General features: G+C 54.3%; 12 protein-coding genes. 5 read left to right on the top strand and 7 right to left on the bottom strand.

Features of this window, described 5'->3' with window-relative positions:
- Nucleotides 1-2,340 (bottom strand): flagellar hook-length control protein FliK, encoded by a 2,340-nt coding sequence (locus EMQ_RS04785; protein WP_018308377.1) that lies wholly within the window; start codon nt 2,338-2,340, stop codon nt 1-3.
- A 513-nt stretch (nt 2,341-2,853) separates the two neighbouring features.
- On the opposite strand from EMQ_RS04785, the gene EMQ_RS04780 reads away from it, so the two are divergent.
- From EMQ_RS04780 to EMQ_RS04770, 3 genes are all read left to right on the top strand, one after another.
- Nucleotides 2,854-4,203 carry a flagellar hook-basal body complex protein gene (locus EMQ_RS04780; protein WP_010666667.1) on the top strand — a complete coding sequence of 450 codons (1,350 nt, stop codon included), beginning with the start codon at nt 2,854-2,856 and terminating at the stop codon, nt 4,201-4,203.
- A gap of 158 nt (nt 4,204-4,361) precedes the next feature.
- Nucleotides 4,362-5,912 carry a flagellar hook-associated protein FlgK gene (flgK, locus tag EMQ_RS04775; protein WP_010666668.1) on the top strand — a complete coding sequence of 517 codons (1,551 nt, stop codon included), beginning with the start codon at nt 4,362-4,364 and terminating at the stop codon, nt 5,910-5,912.
- 5 nt (nt 5,913-5,917) lie between these two features.
- Nucleotides 5,918-7,030, top strand: coding sequence for a flagellin (locus EMQ_RS04770; protein WP_010666669.1), 1,113 nt, complete (start codon nt 5,918-5,920; stop codon nt 7,028-7,030).
- Between the two features lie 59 nt (nt 7,031-7,089).
- Here EMQ_RS04770 and EMQ_RS04765 read toward each other — a convergent pair whose 3' ends face one another.
- The 4 genes from EMQ_RS04765 to dapF form a co-directional block, all read right to left on the bottom strand.
- Nucleotides 7,090-8,352, bottom strand: coding sequence for an outer membrane beta-barrel protein (locus tag EMQ_RS04765; RefSeq protein WP_018308378.1), 1,263 nt, complete (start codon nt 8,350-8,352; stop codon nt 7,090-7,092).
- A 372-nt stretch (nt 8,353-8,724) separates the two neighbouring features.
- Nucleotides 8,725-9,684 carry a signal recognition particle-docking protein FtsY gene (gene ftsY, locus EMQ_RS04760; RefSeq protein ID WP_010666857.1) on the bottom strand — a complete coding sequence of 320 codons (960 nt, stop codon included), beginning with the start codon at nt 9,682-9,684 and terminating at the stop codon, nt 8,725-8,727.
- A gap of 2 nt (nt 9,685-9,686) precedes the next feature.
- Nucleotides 9,687-10,958 (bottom strand): tRNA (N(6)-L-threonylcarbamoyladenosine(37)-C(2))-methylthiotransferase MtaB, encoded by a 1,272-nt coding sequence (mtaB, locus tag EMQ_RS04755; protein WP_010666856.1) that lies wholly within the window; start codon nt 10,956-10,958, stop codon nt 9,687-9,689.
- Nucleotides 10,959-10,975: 17 nt separating this feature from the next.
- Entirely contained in the window at nt 10,976-11,803 is an 828-nt protein-coding gene (gene dapF, locus EMQ_RS04750; RefSeq protein WP_010666855.1) for a diaminopimelate epimerase, read from the bottom strand.
- A 187-nt stretch (nt 11,804-11,990) separates the two neighbouring features.
- On the opposite strand from dapF, the gene EMQ_RS04745 reads away from it, so the two are divergent.
- A complete protein-coding gene (locus EMQ_RS04745; RefSeq protein ID WP_018308380.1) occupies nt 11,991-13,835 on the top strand; it encodes a hypothetical protein in 1,845 nt (614 codons plus the stop codon).
- A 133-nt stretch (nt 13,836-13,968) separates the two neighbouring features.
- Nucleotides 13,969-15,708 carry a DEAD/DEAH box helicase gene (locus EMQ_RS04740; protein ID WP_010666753.1) on the top strand — a complete coding sequence of 580 codons (1,740 nt, stop codon included), beginning with the start codon at nt 13,969-13,971 and terminating at the stop codon, nt 15,706-15,708.
- Nucleotides 15,709-15,803: 95 nt separating this feature from the next.
- Here the strand turns inward: EMQ_RS04740 and EMQ_RS04735 are convergent, their stop codons facing one another.
- Together EMQ_RS04735 and EMQ_RS04730 are read right to left on the bottom strand one after the other, a co-directional pair.
- Entirely contained in the window at nt 15,804-16,373 is a 570-nt protein-coding gene (locus EMQ_RS04735) for an NADPH-dependent FMN reductase (RefSeq protein WP_010666754.1), read from the bottom strand.
- Nucleotides 16,374-16,481: 108 nt separating this feature from the next.
- Nucleotides 16,482-18,710: a putative bifunctional diguanylate cyclase/phosphodiesterase gene (locus tag EMQ_RS04730; RefSeq protein ID WP_048874217.1), complete on the bottom strand. Its 2,229-nt coding sequence runs from the start codon at nt 18,708-18,710 to the stop codon at nt 16,482-16,484.
- Nucleotides 18,711-18,715 lie beyond the last annotated feature (5 nt).

Here is an 18,715-nt window from a genome sequence, read left to right as displayed (position 1 = left end):
TCAGGCTGTGATGTTGACTGAGCCTGTCCGCAGGGCAGTCAGGGCGTAAGTCTGATCGCTGGTGTCATCGGCGTCTGAAGCCGTGGTTGAGGTCATGGGTGTGGCGGCCGCACTCCAGCTGTTTCTGGAGCCGTCTCCGTTACTGTTTCCAGAGAGTGTACCGCCAAAAGCGTTTGCAAAATCTGAAGATCCAGCAGTCGTGTTCGTGCTGTTATCCTGTGGTGATTGCTGAGACTGATGGTTTTGCGAGAAGGATGAATCGGCATTGTTATCGGCAAGACCGAATGAAATCTGTGATCCAGCAGTTGAGATGCCCGCATTTTCCAGAGCATGAACCAGTTCGTGTTTATGGTTCTGCAGCTCGTTCAGGGTCGTGAGACCGTCTGCGCCAATGTGAATATTCAGTCCGTCAGACTTGTCGGACTTGTCAATGGTGACATGGAGCGGTGTCTGATCATCATTTTGCAGAGCAACTGTCAGATTAAGGGCTGTTGAACTGGCGTCGGATGCGGCAGCTGTGTCGATGGAGGAAGACGAGGTCGTTGCTGATGCCTGTGTAGTGGTGGAGGCAGGAGAAGAGGCGTCACTCGCTGTGCTGGCGACCAGCTGTTCAGAAAAGGGTGCGGCCTCGTTATAGGTCTGTGGCAGTGTCATGTTTGCGGTCAGAGACCGATCAGATGACGTGTGCTGATCAGAGTTTCTGTTATCGTCTTTGTTGCCTTGCTGATCTGCAGACGTTTTCTCTGAAGTGGTGGAAGACGCTACGTCATCTGTCTGCGGTTCGACTGGCGCGGTCTGTGCCTGCGCAGCGTTGGAAATGTCTGTGCGTCCTGATGTGCGATCGTCCAGCGGGGATGTCCTGCTTGCAGTGACTTTCCCTGCGGAGGGCGTCGAGGTGACAGGAGCAGGATTCCAGGCCATCTGCACTTGTGCGGATGTATCTGTTGACTGCCCAGCATCAGTGCTGGCGGTTTTGCTGTTCTGGATAGCGGAGGCCGTCTCCGGTTGACTGGTCAATGTATTTGTGGACACGACCGTCGGCTGAACCGGAACATTCTGAGCAGGATCGGCAACAGGGGCAGGTGTTGCTTCAGTCTTGGTTTGTGGAAGTGACTGTGTGTTGTTTGAAAGAGATTGTCTGTTTGTTTCAGTATTGACCGATGTGGTGGCAATATCCTGCAACGACTGGATCTGGCTGAAACTGGTTACGCTCGTAGGGCGGACGTCATCATGAAAGAATGAGGCGCCGCTGGTGTCGGAAATTGAACTGACTTTTATATCAGCAGGCATTGTCAGGACTGTTTTGTAGTCCCTCGTTTGAGTGTCAGTGGTAGCGCTGTTTGTTGGCCTCGCTGGTTGTGTGTCTGTGCTCTTGCTGCTCGCCGTCTGGTTGCCCGTCATTTCATTCTGTACTGTCTGAGCGAGAACATCGCTTACAGAAACATTACGAAGATAACTGGCCGTGTCGGAATTTTTTGAGTCAACCACGGAGTTGGGCTGACCAGGCGCTTCTGCTTTCGCGTTACTTGACGATGCCTCTCCGGAGAGAGAGGCATCGGTGCCTGAAAGTATATTACGGACAGCCTTTGCCGTCATCGAAGTGTTTTCTGACACGGAACTGGAAGCAAATGATGAAGGAACAGCGATTTCCTGCGCAGACAATGGAGAAAGAGTTGTCTGATCTTCATTGCCGGAGAGTGTGGCAGGTGTTTCTGAGGGAGAGAATGACGGCTGGTAAACGCTCAGGGCTGCCAGTTCCAGCGTTGTATCTGAGGGCGGTAGCGTCTGGCTGCTGCTGTCATTTGTCGTATTTTCAGAGCTGGTCAGCTTTTCCGGGTGCTGATTTTTGGTTGATCGACTGTCAGTTGGTTTATGGCTACCGTCAGTCACAGCGCTGCTGACAGTGGAAGCTGAAGAACTGTTTTCTGTAGCGGAAGACAATGAAGACTGGCTAGCTGCGATGGTGGCAGTTGCATCCGCTGTCAGGGCTTTCGCTTTTTCTGCGGCGTCTTCCTGTGCCATGTTGATGGCGGAAAGTGACAGGGACGTATTATCGGCTGATGTTGTGTTGTCAGACGATACCTGCGCGTCTTCATTCTGTTCCAGCGATTGGGAGGAGGCGCTTGATGTCTGTAACTGGGCAGAATTTGCCGGCCTGTTCCGGGATTGGGAATTGTGCGGCAGACTGGCGGTCTGGCGCGCCATATGATCGCCGAATGTGGACTGCGTTCCGGTTTCAGCCTGATCGCCTGTCGATGATTGGGCAGAAGACAGGGGGCGTTGGGATGTCGCAGCAGAAGACACGGACTTTCCGGATGTGACCTTGGTTGTCTTGGTCATTTTGGGGGCGGTTTCTGTAAGCAACGATGTCACCAGACTTGCCATGACTTAATCCCAGTCGAATTATGCAATGAGAATAGATGCAACTTTCGGGCCAACTTCGACTGATCAATCTTTTTATGGGTGTTTGGCATCGATTTTTTGCTATGATTTTTCTATAATTTATTGAATTTATTGTGTTTTTATAAAATTCATATGGTTGGATGAAATGAAAAGGATTTGTAGTGAGATGGATGCGGCAATAAATTGGCAGCGAAATATCTGCCTCATACAGGAACAAAAATGCCTTGGTCGGCAAAATGTGCCGGTTTGCCGTAATGTGTCTTTTTCAGCAGCCAATAAACGAAAAAAAGAAAAGTAAATATCATGCAAGATTCCCGCAGGTTTCCGGGAGTGTTTATTAACTTCGATAAAAAATCGTGATTGGGTGAAGGTTGGCACGCTTTCTGCATGGATAAGGGGTGTTGAGGTCGTCGGCGCCGCGCTGCCGGGGCCGCCCTTTAGGAGTGATCCATGTCGATTTTCAATTCCCTTACAACGGCTGTTGCAGGTATCAATGCTCAGTCAACAGCTTTTACAAATCTCAGTAATAATATCGCCAACTCCCAGACTGTCGGATACAAGGCGTCGGAAACCAGTTTTCAGGACACGGTTTCCAATAATCTTGCTTCTTATGCGCAGGGGCAGGCTGTTTCTGACGGTGTATCAGCTTACACAACTTCACAGACCCAGCAGCAAGGTACGATTGCAGCCAGCACGAACACGCTTGCTGTTGCGATTTCCGGTAATGGCTTTTTCGATGTCTCGCAGCCTAATGGGCAGGCAACGGCCGGTCAGGAATCATTCAGCAACCAACAGTATTTTACACGAAATGGTGATTTCTATCAGGATAAAAATGGCTATCTGGTCAATACATCAGGTTACTATCTGAATGGTTATATGGCTGATCCCACAACAGGCCAGCTTAGCTCTACACTGTCTCAGATACAGGTTTCCGATGTGGCCTTTCGTCCTACGGAGACAACTACTCTGACGAGAACGGGAGGGATAAGCACTTCAACCCCGGATTCCACGACAATTTATGATTCCACCGGACAGTCCCATGATTTGAGTGTTACGTGGGGAACGCCAACGACTGATGCAAGCGGTACCGCGACTTATCAGGTCACGATAGCGAATGCTAGTTCAACGGACACCACGATGTCGGTAATGGGGGAAGATAGTTCAGGAAACACCAGCTCGACAACACCATTGACGTATACAGTTTCTTTTGATTCTTCCGGTAATCTTGAGAGTGTAAAAGATGCAACTGGTAACGTTGTCGGCACGGGTTACACCGGGTCAACAGCAACTCTTTCAATTCCTCTGACTTATACTGAAAATCTGACCACGAAGGCTACTCCTACAGATCAGACCATAAGCCTCAATCTGGGTACGATTGGTAGTAATGCTGGAACCACGGATACTAACGCACAATCTGATCTGACCAGTGATAGTGTGACGACAGGTACTTACCAGGGTATCTCCATGGAAACTGACGGTTCGATCATGGCGACCTTCAGTAACGGTGACACTCAGCTTGTTGGTAAAGTCGCTCTTGCTTCATTCGTGAATCCGGACGGGCTTATGGCTGTTGATGGGCAGGCCTATCAGGCAACTTCAGCTTCTGGTTCCGCAACAATCGGGACTGTGGGCTCAAACGGTACCGGAGTTCTGAAAACATCCTCCACAGAATCCTCCACCACGGACCTGACGTCCGATCTGTCCAGCCTGATCGTCACTCAGGAAGCCTACACAGCCAACACAAAGATCGTCACGACGGCTGACACCTTGCTGCAGGCGACGATTGCGATGATCCGCTAACGGCTCATTAACCTGTTTTTCATCTGAGTGGGGTAATCTGAGCAAAAGATCGGTAGTCCCGCCCGGTTCAACAAAGCGCTGCGTTGCCAAAAAACTTGGACGTGGTGCGCCTTGCTCCATTTTTATTGGTTGGCGAGGTTTTGTCGGAGTTCAAGGTCATGGATCTGAACAATGCCCTGTCCATCGCCACCAGCGGGCTGGAAGGCAATCAGTACGCTCTCGGTGTGCTGTCACAGAATGTCTCCAATGCCAGCACTACTGGCTATGTGGAAGAGGTTGCAAACCTCAACTCTGCCGATACGACGGGCACGGGCTCCGGCGTCACGATTGGCCTGACAACGCGCAACGTAAACAACGCACTGCAGGGTAGTCTGTACACGCAGAATGCCGAAGTTGCTGCGCTGACGGTGCAGAATAATTCTCTCTCCGCCATTACGGCGCTTCAGGGATCGACCAGTTCAGATTCAGGATCAAGCGCGACTCTCTCTGACGAAGTCGGCAATCTTTCAAATGCCATAACGGCCCTTGTTTCAACGCCTTCCGATGCAACGGCGAGAAGTACCGTCATCAGCAATGCGCAGACACTGGCTTCGTCCATCAATACTTTGTCGTCAACCTATCAGGCGCAGCGTCAGGCGGCACAGGATTCAATTACCGCTGAAATTTCATCGGTGAATACGGATCTGACGACGATTGGTGTTCTGTCAAAGCAGATCATGTCACTTAAAGTGCAGGGGATGAGCACGGCAGATCTGGAAAACCAGCGTGCCGCTGCCATGTCTGATCTCTCATCCTATATGTCGGTTACATATACCGAGACATCCAAAGGGGACATGCTGGTCAAGACTGCTGATGGAACACAGCTGCCGACCTACCCGAAAGATAGCAATAACAGCATTCTTTCCACTTATCCCACGACTGATTCCAATAGTACGGGAACATCCACGCTGGAACCCAGCTCGACCTGGCCATTGACGACAGACGATGTAACCATCACTGCGACCTCTTCCATTACGGCTTCGGATACCAGCAGCTATATCCCGGCCATCACGCTGGTCGGCAGTACAACTGATCTTACATCTCATCTGACGGGTGGCGAGCTTGGCGCGAACATTGATCTGCGTGACAATGTTTACCCGAAGATGCAGGCCCAGCTGGATTCCTTTTCCTCCACTCTTGCGACGCGCTTTAACGATCAAGGGGTTAAGCTGTTCACTGACGCTTCCGGTGATGTGCCGGGATCAAGCACAACAGCCGTTCCTCCTGATGGTATCGTAGGGTTTTCCAGCACCATTCAGGTAGGCGCGGCGATTGCTGCTGACCCATCTTCATTATCTGAGGATGGATCGACAGATACTGCTCTGGCCCTGTTGCAGACTACACTTGGATCAGACTCTCCTGCGGCTCCAGGTTCGGGGCTTGGTGTGGATGGGAATATTTCCACCGGCTATAGCGGGAGCCAGACACTTGCCAATCTTGCGACCTCTCTGACCTCCGCCCAGGCGCAGGTGGCATCGACGGTCTCAGCAAGTCTCACGACAGCTACGTCCGTTCAATCTTCCTTGACCACCAAAGTCTCGAATGTTTCGGGGGTCAATGTGGATAACGAGATGTCCAATATCATTGCATTGCAAAATGCCTATACAGCGAATGCAAAAATCGTCACGGCTGTGAAGGATATGTTCACGGCGCTTCTGGATGCGGTGTAAGAATCATGAGTACATCTGTTGGTCTTTATGGCGCAAGTGGCACGGCTTATGTGTTGCAGCAGGCGGTTAGCACTCTGACTGACAAGCAGACAGCCCTTGTTGCGCAGGCGACAACTGGCGTGACGTCAGATACATATGCTGGTCTGGGAGATCAGCGTGGACAGGCGTTGAGTTTGCAGCCGCAGATTACCGCAATTTCCACTTGGCAAACTTCCGTTTCTGGCGCGCAGACGAATTTAAGTGTGACGCAGAGTGCCCTGACGCAAATTTCATCACTCAATACGACACTACAAACCGATCTGCTTTCCCTGAATGGGACGTATGGACAGGAAACCTTGGCGACTGTTGTCGAAAGTGCAAAAACAGCTCTGTCTGAACTGGGAGATTATCTGAATACGAAAGGCAGCAACGGATATGTATTTGCTGGCACTGATGTCAATAACGCTCCGGTTCCAGATGCCAGTAATCTAGCTACCAGTACTCTTGCGACAGTTACGTCCGATGCCGTCAGTCAGCTTGATACGCTGGGCGCGTCTTCAGTTTTTCAGACAGCGACTTCATACGCCGCAAGTGGTGGAACGTATACTACTACGGATAATACAACAGTTGGTCTTTCTGTCTTCTCATCTGCTCTGTCCACGGATCCCAGTTCGGCAGAAGGGCTTGAGACAAAAGCAGTTGTCGGACAAGGGGCTGTTGTCAATGTGGGCATGGTTGCTACAGAAGGTACGACGCCGACGAGTTCTCAAACAACTACGACTGGATCTCCCATTCGGGATCTGATGCGTAACCTGATGATTGTCGCTTCTCTTGGAAATGCTGATACGTCCAGCAGTAATTTCTCCGATCTTGTGGATCAGTTGAAAGCATCAACCAGTACGGTGGGAACAGAGCTGAGTAATCAGGTGAGTTCTCTTGCTCTTACGCAAAACTCGTTGACAGCGCAGTCTACAAACCTGTCAACAATGAGCACTATGCTGACGTCTCAGCTTTCGGATATCAAGGATGTTGATATTGCAGCGGTTTCTGTGCAGACGGGAAATGTTCAGGACCAGCTTCTTGCATCCTACACCCTGATCTCTGATCTCAAGGGTATGACGCTGGCAGACTATATCTGATAAGCAATTTTTGAAAATGATAGTGCAGAAGGGTATCTGAAAGCCCTTCTGCTGACTGTTCAGAAACCTATCATGGCGTCGCCACCGAACGTGAACATGCCACTGTTACGGTTATCATTGAACGGTGTCGTCCCATTCAGCGAGCGATCAAAGCGGACTTCCGGGCGGATTGCGAAATAACCATAGTCTTTGCTCAGAGAGGTCCTGTAGGTCACGCCCAGTGTCATGGCGCCATAAGTGGTGGGTGGAGCGCTCTCTGTCGGTGCTGAACGACCCGCAATGGCGTTCATGTAACCTTCATTGGTTAAAAAATTGGCGACCATCAGGCCCGTGTTGTCACGGTAAATCTCGCCTCGATAATTGAAGGTCAGATTTTTCATGAAATTCCAGCTGAGATAAGAAACAAAACTTTCTGTATCGGCTCTCAGTCCATCATCATGCATGTAATTGAATTCACCGGTCAAAGTAACGGTGGGAGTAATTTTATAAATGGCCGTAAGGTCATTCCAGAAGCGTAGATCCTCATTGGCGCCATGATGAAAGGCGATACGAGAGTCCTCAGAGCCAAAACGGCTTAATTCCGTTATGGTCAGTTTGCCATGTGCAAGATTATTCAACGTGATGCCTGCGTATCCGGCAGGCGCGCTGTTGTTGTCGCTCCGTCCGAATGTCGTCTGGTTACCGGTATCTATGCCTGTGAGCACGTCAATCATGGGCGTGACGTGAATGGTGGCCATCATCCCGACATGCTGGAAGGGCACAGAATATTGGCCCGTATAGCTAAATGTATAAAATGGCCGTGCGTTCGGATCGAACGCTTCCAGCCCCATGGGGGCTTGAAGGATGCCGGCGTGCATATCGACGCCCAGCTTGGTGAACCACGGGAGATGAGCGTCCACCTGCGCATGGGAAGGAATGATCTGATAGCGCGAATTGAAAGCCCGGTCGGAAATGCCGAGGAGATGGTAATACCGTGAGTCCGAACCATAGGACGCTTCAAGGGTAAAACCGAAGCTGTAGCCATCAGTCGTTGTATCGATGTCATGTGCCAGCGTCAGGGCAAACTGATTGAGCTGCGCCTGATTGGCATGGTCGCCAATAAAGTTGCCGAAATTGATACCGTTATCGGGGCGGGCCGGATTGGCAGATATGCCGCCATCGATACGGCCGGCCAGCGTAATGCCCCGCCACCATTCCTCGAAACCGGTTGCTTCAGTACTTTTGGTAAATAACGGAATCGCGGCGTGGCCCGAAATGGAGCTGCCTGTCGTCAGAAGAGCCAATGCAGGGATAAGGGCTGGTTTCCATTTTGATATTGGCATTTCTCTTCCTGTGTTGCGGAGAAAACGCAACTCTCCGCCGATGGCGCATTTCAGTATGACACGATCATAAGGGTAAATTCATTTGAATGTGAAACAAAAAAACACAAAGCGCCTTTTTGTATCATCTGTAGATACGAAAAGACCTTTTGAAAATATCGTGCGATATCGGAAAACATGCGCGGCCATTCCGGCTGCGCTTCTGATATATAATTCCCCTCGCTTTAGTGGTGTGGAGAGGGGCTTTTTTTCCGCTGACTTTAAGGGCTGGGACTCATCACGTCTCTTATTTTACAGCAGAAATTGGTAAAGGCGTGATGGATTTCTGTATTCAGTCATTCACTCGCAAGAATAGATGCGCTCGTTAATTCTGCGTTATTCAGGCTTGGGTTGTTCGGCTGTCTCTTCAGCAGTTGTCGTCGAAATGTCTGTTTTGCCAACCAGACCACGAGCGAATTCCTGCGCCGAGAAAGGACGTAAATCCTCAGCCTTCTCTCCAACGCCAACGGCATGGATCGGCAGCTTGAACTGGTCCGCCAGTGCCACCACGATGCCGCCACGGGCCGAGCCATCCAGTTTGGTCACGATCAGACCTGTGACATTCACCAGCTCACGGAAAACGCGCACCTGTTCAATCGCGTTCTGCCCGGTCGTCGCATCCAGCACCAGAATGACGGAGTGGGGTGCTGTCTCATCAAACTTCTTCATTACACGGATGATCTTGGCCAGCTCCTCCATCAGAGCGCCCTTGTTGTGCAGGCGTCCGGCCGTGTCGATCAGAAGCAGGTCCGCGCCTTCTTCCTTGCCGCGCTTGAGAGCCTCGAAAGCAAGTCCCGCAGCATCGGCCTCAGGCTTGCCTGCAATGACCGGCACACCCGTCCGCTCACCCCAGACCTGAAGCTGCTCAACAGCGGCGGCACGGAAGGTATCGCCCGCCACCATGATGACTTTCTTGCCCTGCTCGCTGAAATAGCGGCCCATCTTGCCGATGGTGGTGGTTTTGCCGGTGCCATTGACACCGACCATCAGCACGACATGCGGCTTGAGCTTCGGGTCTGGCTCGAAAGGGATCGCGACTGGCGTCAGGACGCGGGCGATTTCATCCGCGAGGGTCTGCCGGATTTCATCATCTGTCACTTCCGCCCCGAAACGGGTGCTGCGGAAGGATTCGATGACCCGTTCCGCAACTTCCGGACCGAGATCCGCCGCGATCAGATGATCTTCCAGATCTTCCAGTGCCGCTTCGTCGAGCTTGCGCTTGGTGAAGACGCTGCTGAGTTTCTGGGTGGAGCGCGACAGCCCCTGCTTGAGACGGGAGAAAAATCCGAGTGCCATGACTATACGATCTCCGCCACAAGCCCTTTTTCGTCAACCGCTACGGGACGCAGAACTTCAATGCGCCCCATCTCGGACTGACCCTGCGCCAGCCGGACCGGGGCGAATTCCTCGCTGTGACCGCTTTCAGGGGTTTCCATCAGGACGCGTAGTTCACGACCCAAAAGGCTCCTGAAATAGCTCTGCGCCGACTGCTCACCGACAGCGCGAACCCGGGCAGCGCGGGCCTTGCGCTCGACGACCGGCACGGCGGGCATCTTTGCGGCAGGAGTGCCGGGACGGGCGCTGTAGGGGAAGACGTGCAGATAGGGAAGGGCGGCCTGCTCAAGGAAAGAGAGTGTCTCCTCGAACAGCACTTCGTCTTCGGTCGGGAACCCGGCGATCAGGTCCGCGCCAATGCCGATCTTGGGCCGGATCGACCGTGCCCGTTCAATAACAGACGCTGCATCTGCGACCAGATGACGCCGCTTCATCCGCTTGAGGATCATGTCCGACCCGGCCTGCAGGGACAGATGCAGGTAAGGCATGAAGCGTGGTTCGTTTTCCAGCAGACGCCAGATATCCTCGTCGATCTCCACCGGATCGACGGAGGACAGCCGGAGCCGTTCCAGTTCAGGCACCAGCGCGAGCAGACGTCGGCACAACTGACCAAGTTGCGGTGTTCCGGGCAGATCGTCACCCCATGAGGTGATGTCCACGCCGGTCAGCACGACCTCACGGTAGCCGGACGCCACGAGCGCCCGCACCTGTTCCACCACCACGCCGACCGGCACGGAGCGGGAAGGTCCGCGCCCGTAGGGGATGATGCAGAATGTGCAGCGATGGTTGCAGCCTTGCTGAACCTGCACGAAAGCGCGGGTACGTCCGGCGAATTCCGTCACCAGATGCGCGGCAGTCTCCTTGGCGGCCATAATGTCGGACACGGCATTGCCGGACCCGAGGGCAGGGAGGCTCCAGCTTTCCGCTTTCAGCTTATCCTCGTTGCCCAGCACGCGGGTCACGCCGGGAATGGAGGCCCAGCGGTCCGGATTGATCTGCGCGGCGCAGCCGGTCACGACGATGCGGGCATCCGGACGCTCGCGATGTGCGCGGCGGATGGCCTGCCGCGCCTGCCGCTCGGCCTCGTTGGTCACGGCGCAGGTGTTGACGATGATGACATCCTCCAGCGCAGCCGCGTGGCCGCGCATGACCTCACTCTCATAGGTGTTAAGGCGGCAGCCGAAAGTCAGGATATCCACGCCCTGTGTTGCGTTGGGCGTCTCGTCCGCCGGCATGTCCGGAGGGGTGTCAGTCATTTTGGATAGGCCTCGAGATCGACGGTCCCTTCAAAGGCAAGCTGGGCGGGACCGGTCATCAGCACATGATCGTTGGCATCCCATGCGATAACCATCTCCCCGCCGTCAACCTCTACTGTCATCCGGCGTTCTCCCAGACCACGCCGGGCGGCGTTCACGACGGCCGCGCAGGCGCCGGAGCCGCAGGCCAAGGTGAAGCCCGCGCCGCGTTCCCAGACACGCAGTCGCATCCGGTCTGGCGCGTCGATGCGGGCAAAGCCGATATTGGCGCGATCGGGGAAAATCGGATCGACTTCCAGTGTCGGGCCGCGCTCCGCTTCCGACAGATCCTCTACAAAGAAGGTCGCGTGCGGATTGCCCATGGAAAGGGCCGCAGGCTCGCCCGCAAGAGGAAGGCGGAGTGTGTCGGCTGGTTTGGCCAGCGGCACCGCCTGCCAGTCAGTCTGGGGGCACCCCATATCGACTGTCACGACAGCGCCTCCCAGCGCGTCGCGGGAAAGCACTTCTGCTTTCAGGAGCCCGTTGCGGGTCTCGAAGGTCAGGCTGTCAGTGTCGCGTTCCTGTCCGAGCAGGCTGGCGACGCAGCGGGACGCATTGCCGCAGGCTCCCGCCTCGCTGCCGTCAGGATTGAAAAAGCGCACAAAAACAGCCGCTTTATCATCTGAGGACGCTGAGAGAGTGACGAACTGGTCGCAGCCGATTCCACGCCTGCGACCGGCCAGACTGGCGATGCGCGTGGGTGTCAAGTCAAAAGAGCCTGATCTTTCGTCGATGATGACGAAGTCATTCCCCAATCCATGCATCTTGTGAAAAAATGTCTTCATATGTGACATTTAGGCCAAAAATCCCTTGAATGCACGATTTTCCGGGAAAAATTACGATTGGCGAAGCTTTTGGCAGGCTTCTTAAAATTTTTTTGAATGACAATTTAATGCTGGTTTATTATTAAATGTCCTGAATAAGAAATACTTTGACGTAAAACTTCTTCAAGACAACGGACGCTCCTCCTCCATGCCCCAATGCCCGACGTTTTTCCGCCGGACCAGCTCTTCTCTGGCTTTTCTGCTTTGTGCCGGGGCAGCCTTTTTCCCTCTCGCAGCTTACGCTGATGAACAGAGCGAATCCCTGGAACTGATGGAGCAGCAGATTGCACGAATCCAGCAGCAGCAGGCGCAACTGACCAAAGCGCTTATGGGATTGCAGAAACAGCTTGTCGCAAGAAAGGCGGCAGTCGGCAAAACGACCAGTCACGCCGGTCTGAGCAAGGCCACGCGTCAGAAAATCATGATAACCAACAATGAGACTGGCCCCGTTCCTGAAACGGAGATCGAGGAACCGGTGCGGGTGACATCGCGTAAGCACGAACCAGAGGTACGCCCGACTTTCGTGACTGAGGATGTTCCGACGGTCAAGACAGTGACCGCCCATCGCTCGGAAGACATGATCGCCCACACCGCGGAAAACGGTGTGGGGCCGCATGCGCGTGAAAGTGTGGGCGCGCAGGCAGCCGGTGCCGTGGGCGATCACGGGGTTTTTCACGTAGGACCGGTGACGATCGCGCTCGGCGGATTTGTTGATGCCGCAACTGTGCTGCAAAACCGCCAGATGTCGTCGGGCACCTTCACCTTCTGGTCCGGACTTCCGTTTAAGAACAGCCCGAACTATCACACAAACAGTTTTGAAGGTTCTGCGCGATACAGCCGCCTCTCTCTCATGCTCAGAGGCAATATCGACCAGTACGAGACCATTTCCGGCTTCTTTGAAACCGATTTTGGCGCGGGTGCTGACACGACCAACGCCTATGAGAGTAACAGTTACTCCCCGCGTCTTCGGCAGGCCTACCTTGTTTACGATAACAGCAAGGAAAACTTCCATTTTCTGGCCGGTCAGGCATGGAGCATGCTGACGCCGGGCCGTATCGGCATCGTCCCGCGTCAGGAAAGTCTGCCGGAGACGATCGACGCCGCGATGATCGCGGGTCAGACGTGGGCGCGCCAGTGGCAGGTCCGCATCACGCAGGATTTCTTCAAGCACAAGCTCTGGCTTGGTCTGTCCATCGAGAATCCCCAGACCCTGTATGATACGACCGGCTACACCACAGATGGGGATGAAAGGGTTCTTCTGCCGGGCGGCAAGGTGGCGACCATCAACAAGGATGGCACAGGGCTGACCAATAATGGACCGTTCTCGAACGAGATCGCGCCGGATGTGATCGCCAAGATCGCCTACGATCCGCACTGGGGCCATTACGAAATCGAAGGCATTGCCCATTTCGCGCATGACCGCGTGTCATGGGTCGGTGGTGGACACAACTACACGGCGCCAACCGGCGGCGGCGGCGGTTCCATGATCCTTCCCGTCATCCCGCACAAGGTGGAAGTGCGGATCGCCGGTCTGGCGGGGTATGGCATTGGTCGATATGGCTCGGTTCTTCTGCCAGATGCGACCATCAATGCCCAGGGCAAGCCGCAGCCACTGTTCTCGGCACAGGGAACGGCAGGCATCATCGCTCATCCCAGCGCGAGATTCGATGTCTATGGCTATTTCGGAACCCAGTGGGCCGGACGTAACTATTCCACCCTGAATGGTTCGGCCTATGGTTACGGCAACCCGAATGCGATGAATGCGGGCTGTAATATCGAAATGTCCTCAATGCCCTGCACGGCTAATATCCATAGCGTCATGGAAGGCACGATTGGCGCGTGGTGGCGTTTTTTCAAGGGACGGTACGGGACTGTCGAATTTGGAACCCAGCTGGCCTATTCCCGTGTGCAGGCCTATCAGGGGGTGGGTGGAAAACCGCATACTTCCGAAAGTCAGCTCTTCTTCGATTTTCGATATTTGCCATTTCAGTAAATATGGCTGCATACAGGACATGCGGGCGCTCCTCTCCGGGCGCCCGTTGTTTTTTATGAGCTGACGCTGGCTTTTCCCGAGATTTCTCTTTATGTCCGGCTTCCAGTCTCCCGTTCCAGGACCAATCTAAACCATGCCTTTTCCGGACACAGTCCCCACGCTTGCGCACGCTCTCGCCCAACGCGGCTATCAGGAGCCAACGCCCGTTCAGGAGGCAGTGCTGGATGAAAAGGCAAAGGGACGGGATCTTCTCGTCTCGGCGCGTACAGGGTCCGGCAAGACAGTCGCCTTTGGTCTCGCAATGGCCAACGAACTGCTCGATGAGCAGGGCAAGGCTGCACATGCCTCGACACCGCTGGCGCTGGTGATCGCACCGACCCGTGAGCTCGCCCTGCAGGTGAAGAGCGAACTGGAATGGCTTTACGCTGACACAGGCGCGCGCATCGTCTCCTGTGTCGGTGGCATGGAGCCGCGCAAGGAAGCGCGTGCGCTGTCGATGGGCTGCCACATTGTGGTCGGCACGCCGGGTCGTCTGTGCGATCATCTTTCACGGAAAAACCTGAATCTTTCGGGCCTCAAGGTCGCCGTTCTCGACGAAGCCGACGAGATGCTGGATCTCGGTTTCCGCGAAGAACTGGAAACTCTGCTCGACGCCACTCCGCAGGATCGTCGCAGCTTTCTGTTCTCGGCAACGATCGCTCGCGAAATCGCCCGTCTCGCCAAGCGTTATCAGCATGACGCGCTGCGCATTGACACGATCGGCGACAATGAGCCGCATACCGATATCGAATATCGCGCCATTCTTGCCGATCAGAACGACACGATCGGCGCCATTATCAACACGCTGCGGCTGATCGAAAGCCCCTGTTCGATGGTGTTCTGCCACACGCGTGAAGGCGTGCGTCAGTTGCACGCCGCTCTTCTGCAGCACGGCTTCTCTTCCGTCGCGATTTCCGGTGAACTGGGTCAGAATGAGCGTAGCCGTGCGATTGAAAGCCTGCGCAACGGTCAGGCCCGCGTCTGCGTGGCTACCGACGTGGCGGCACGCGGCATTGACGTACCGTCCCTCGGACTGGTGATTCACGCCAGCCTGCCGGGTAGCCCTGCCACGCTGCTACATCGTTCAGGCCGTACTGGCCGTGCTGGCCGCAAGGGCATCTGCGTTCTGGTGACCATCCCGTCGAAGAAGCGTCAGGCTGATCGCCTGCTTCAGGCTGCCGGAGTCGATGTGACGTGGAATACGGCGCCAACGCTGGATCAGATCCGCGAAGCAGACACGGAGCGCCTGATCACCAGTGAGGCTCTGACGCGTGAAACGCCGGAAAACGTAAAGCCGCTTGTTGAACGTCTGATCGCTGAGCGGACGCCAGAGCAACTGGCAGCGGCACTCGTGTTCCTGTGGAACAAGGGTTTGCCCCAGCCTGTCAAAGTGCGGCCGATCACGCCCTCCAGCGCGCCAGCGCGTGCGCCACGAGAGGGTGGGCGTGAGCAGCGTGAACCTCGCGAGCCACGTGAACGGAAGCAGATGGAAGGCGGAAGCTGGTTCAAGCTTTCCGTTGGCCGTGCTGATAAGGCTGACCCCAAGTGGCTGGTGCCGGTCATCTGTCGCCTCGGAGGCGTGACCAAAAAGGATATCGGTTCGATCCGTATCGCACCGACTTATACGCTTGTAGAAATTTCGCCGGAAAAAGCGCAGCGGTTTGCCGAATGCGCTTCCGCTGCCGATGCGGATGAAATCAGGATCGAGCCCGCCAAGGCGCCTTCAGGCAATGAAGCACCTTCACCACGTGGACGGGCTCCGGGCTCGCGCTCACCGAAGCCGCGCCGCTCCGGCGGTGATCCCGCACGTGATTCTTCGCGCAAGCGCCGGTAATCTTCAGATCGTCTTATGTGGGGAGAGACCGCCGCAAGGTGGTTTCTCCCTTTTTATTTTGACAGGCGTTGCAGAGCTGTTTCCAGCGCTATGGACTATTCACGCACTCTTTTGGCAAGGGCTGCCAGAGCGCTGATCTGACGGGTCAGAAATTCCCGTGTTCCGACATCGGTCAGTTGCAGACTCTCAGGATCTATTTTCTGCGTGGCCTGACCAATCATCGCTTCCGGCTTGTTGAGCACAAACGCGTCCAGAAAGACCAGCGACTGACGGAGATGATACTGGGCGCGGGCACCACCAATAAGACCCGGTGAGGCTGTCTCGATTGCAACCGGTTTGCCGACGAATGGCTGCGGCGATACGCGGGAAAGCCAGTCGATCGCATTCTTCAGAACGCCGGGCATGGAATAGTTATATTCCGGCGTCACGATGATGACACCGTCAGAAGCAGCAATCTGCCGAGCCATCGCCAGGACGGGAGCTGGAAAGCCTTCATCCTGCACGTCGGTATTGTAATGGGGAAACTCACCGATCGATCCGAGAGGCGTGATCGTTATGCCTGGAGGCGCCAGATCAGGCAGTGCACGAGCAACCGCTGCATTGAGCGATGATTTGCGCAGACTTCCTAAAAGAACGGAAAAGTTCAGTCCGGAATCTATATTCATTGGAATAACTCCACAGGCTGTCAGAAAATATTGGATATCAGATGATGAGTCCGATGGTCGCTGAGGAGTGGAGCAGAAACGGGCTGCGTCCGTCCAGTGAGAAGCGCGTCACGATGGCTGCGTGCTTTGAATGAAGAAGGGAACCTTGCGACAGTTTTCTTCGATGAAGGATGAAACCCGCTCCTTCGGCATGGCGTAGCCGAAGAGATAGCCCTGTACTTCCGTGCAGCCTTTGCTGCTCAGTCTGTAGAAATATTCTTCTGTTTCGACGCCTTCCGCTGTGACGGCCACCCCGAGATCGCCTGCCAGCGCAATCACGGCGCTGACAATGGCGGCGCTGCGGGAGTCCGACAGCATATCCCGCACAAAGCTTGCATCGAGCTTGATTTTGGAGAACGGAAAAAACCTCAGATATCCAAGGGAAGAATAGCCTTTTCCAAAATCGTCAAGAACAATCCGGATGCCGAGGATATTCAGTTCCTGCAGCACTCCATAAGTCGCGGCATCAGACTCCATGAAAATGGTTTCGATGACTTCAAGCTGGAGACGCTTGGGTGGATAGGAAGTTTCCTTCAGGATCCGTTTGATTTCCTGAATGAAATTACGATGATAGAGCTGCTCGACGGAAATATTGACCGATATCCACAGATCATTCGGCCAGGAAAGCGCTGTAAGGCAGGCTTCAGCAAGAAGCGAAACTCCCAGATCATGCATCAGGCCGGCCTCTTCTGCGAGACGGATGAAGCGGTCCGGGGGAATGGGGCCGAGAATGGGATGGGTCCAGCGGGCAAGGGCCTCAAAGCCCGCGAGATGACGCGTCTGCGCATTGATGATGGGTTGATAATGAAGCGTGATGCTGTGTGTCCGGATGGCTTCCCGCAGATCACGGATCAGATCTCTGCGGGAATCTGCAACAGCTCTGTAGGAGGGTACGAACACGCGATAGGTGTTGCCGCCTTGTCGTTTTGCCTCATACAGAGCGAGATCTGCCGCCTCCTGCAGGGAGCTTTCATTGGAACCCGCAACAGGCGCAAGGGCGATGCCGCTGCTGATGGAACAGTGAATGACGGTTTCCGCGATGAACAGCGGTCTGGCGACTTCGTTTATGAGCTGCGTAGCAAGATCTGTGGCTGAGTCGAGGGTAGCGTGATGATGAATGAGCATCATTTCATCGCCTCCAATACGAAACAGCATATCACTGTTTTTCACGCAGGCCTGCAGGCGTTTTGAAATCTCGATCAATGCAAGATCACCAACAGCGTGTCCCAGCGTGTCATTGATGGGTTTGAACTTGTCGAGATCCAGCGCCAGAAGCGCAAAAGGCGCGTGTTCACGGGAGAGGCGGACAAGAGCACCTCTGAAAAAATCTTCGTATGAATACCGGTTTGGCAATCCGGTCAGACTATCATGGGCCGCTCTGAACGAAGCCTGCTGATCCAGTGCATAATCCTTGGTGATATCGGCCCCGATGCCGCGATATCCCGTGAATTCATCATTGTTGAAAAGAGGATGTCCGGTGAGGGAGAAAACGCGGATCGAGTGCGTGCTTCTGAGTGAGACAATCAGATCGCGGAAAAACAGACGTGACTGTATGCATTCTGCTAGATGATGCCACTGGGCCTGTGCCGCCACATACTCTTCGAGTGTTGTCAGAAACTGTTTTCCCGACAGATTGCCGGTATTTTGAAAAATGGCCTCAAGTGCCGGGATGTTGCAGGTCAGACGCCCACTGACGTCAGTTTCCCATACCCATTCGCCGACGCTCTGATCTGAACGACGCAGCATTAGTCGGACGATTTCAGTCTGTTCCTCAAGTTCCAGACTGGTGATGATATAGCGCTGAAGAAGAGTGGAAACGGCCCGCCCCAGTCCAAGAATAAAAGCTGCATAAATGCCGAGGAGCATCATGAGCACCACATACAGTGTATCTGGTTGCAGGAGCCAGGCCCAGAACAGGGCAACGATGCAACCAACAATCATGGTGGTGGCGAGAGCAACAGTTCCGCAGAAAAACGGCGATATGGACAGGGATGTTGCAATCAGGGCGACGATGTCACCTGCGATCAGCGTCTGCTCCTGATCGGACCCGTTAGGGAACACGATGACAGGGAGGCTGGCCCAGCACAGTCCAAGAAGCGTGGTGAAGATCGTAAAGTTTTTTTTGGAAAGAGCCGTGTTCTGAAAGAACCATATGAAAAAGGTGTAACTTAAAACCAGAATTTCAATGATGATGAGAAGAATAACCCCGTAAACGGGATGACGCGTTTCAATGAAAGACAAAGTCAGTGGTGCGCTGATGATATTGGCTGTCAGATGAAAAGGAAGCAGACGCAGCAACGTCC

Origin of the sequence: Acetobacter aceti NBRC 14818 (assembly GCF_000193495.2) — a bacterium.
Taxonomy (GTDB): Bacteria; Pseudomonadota; Alphaproteobacteria; order Acetobacterales; family Acetobacteraceae; genus Acetobacter; species Acetobacter aceti.
Note: the sequence above shows the minus strand (reverse complement) of the source record. Positions and strands in the feature narration are given on the sequence as shown.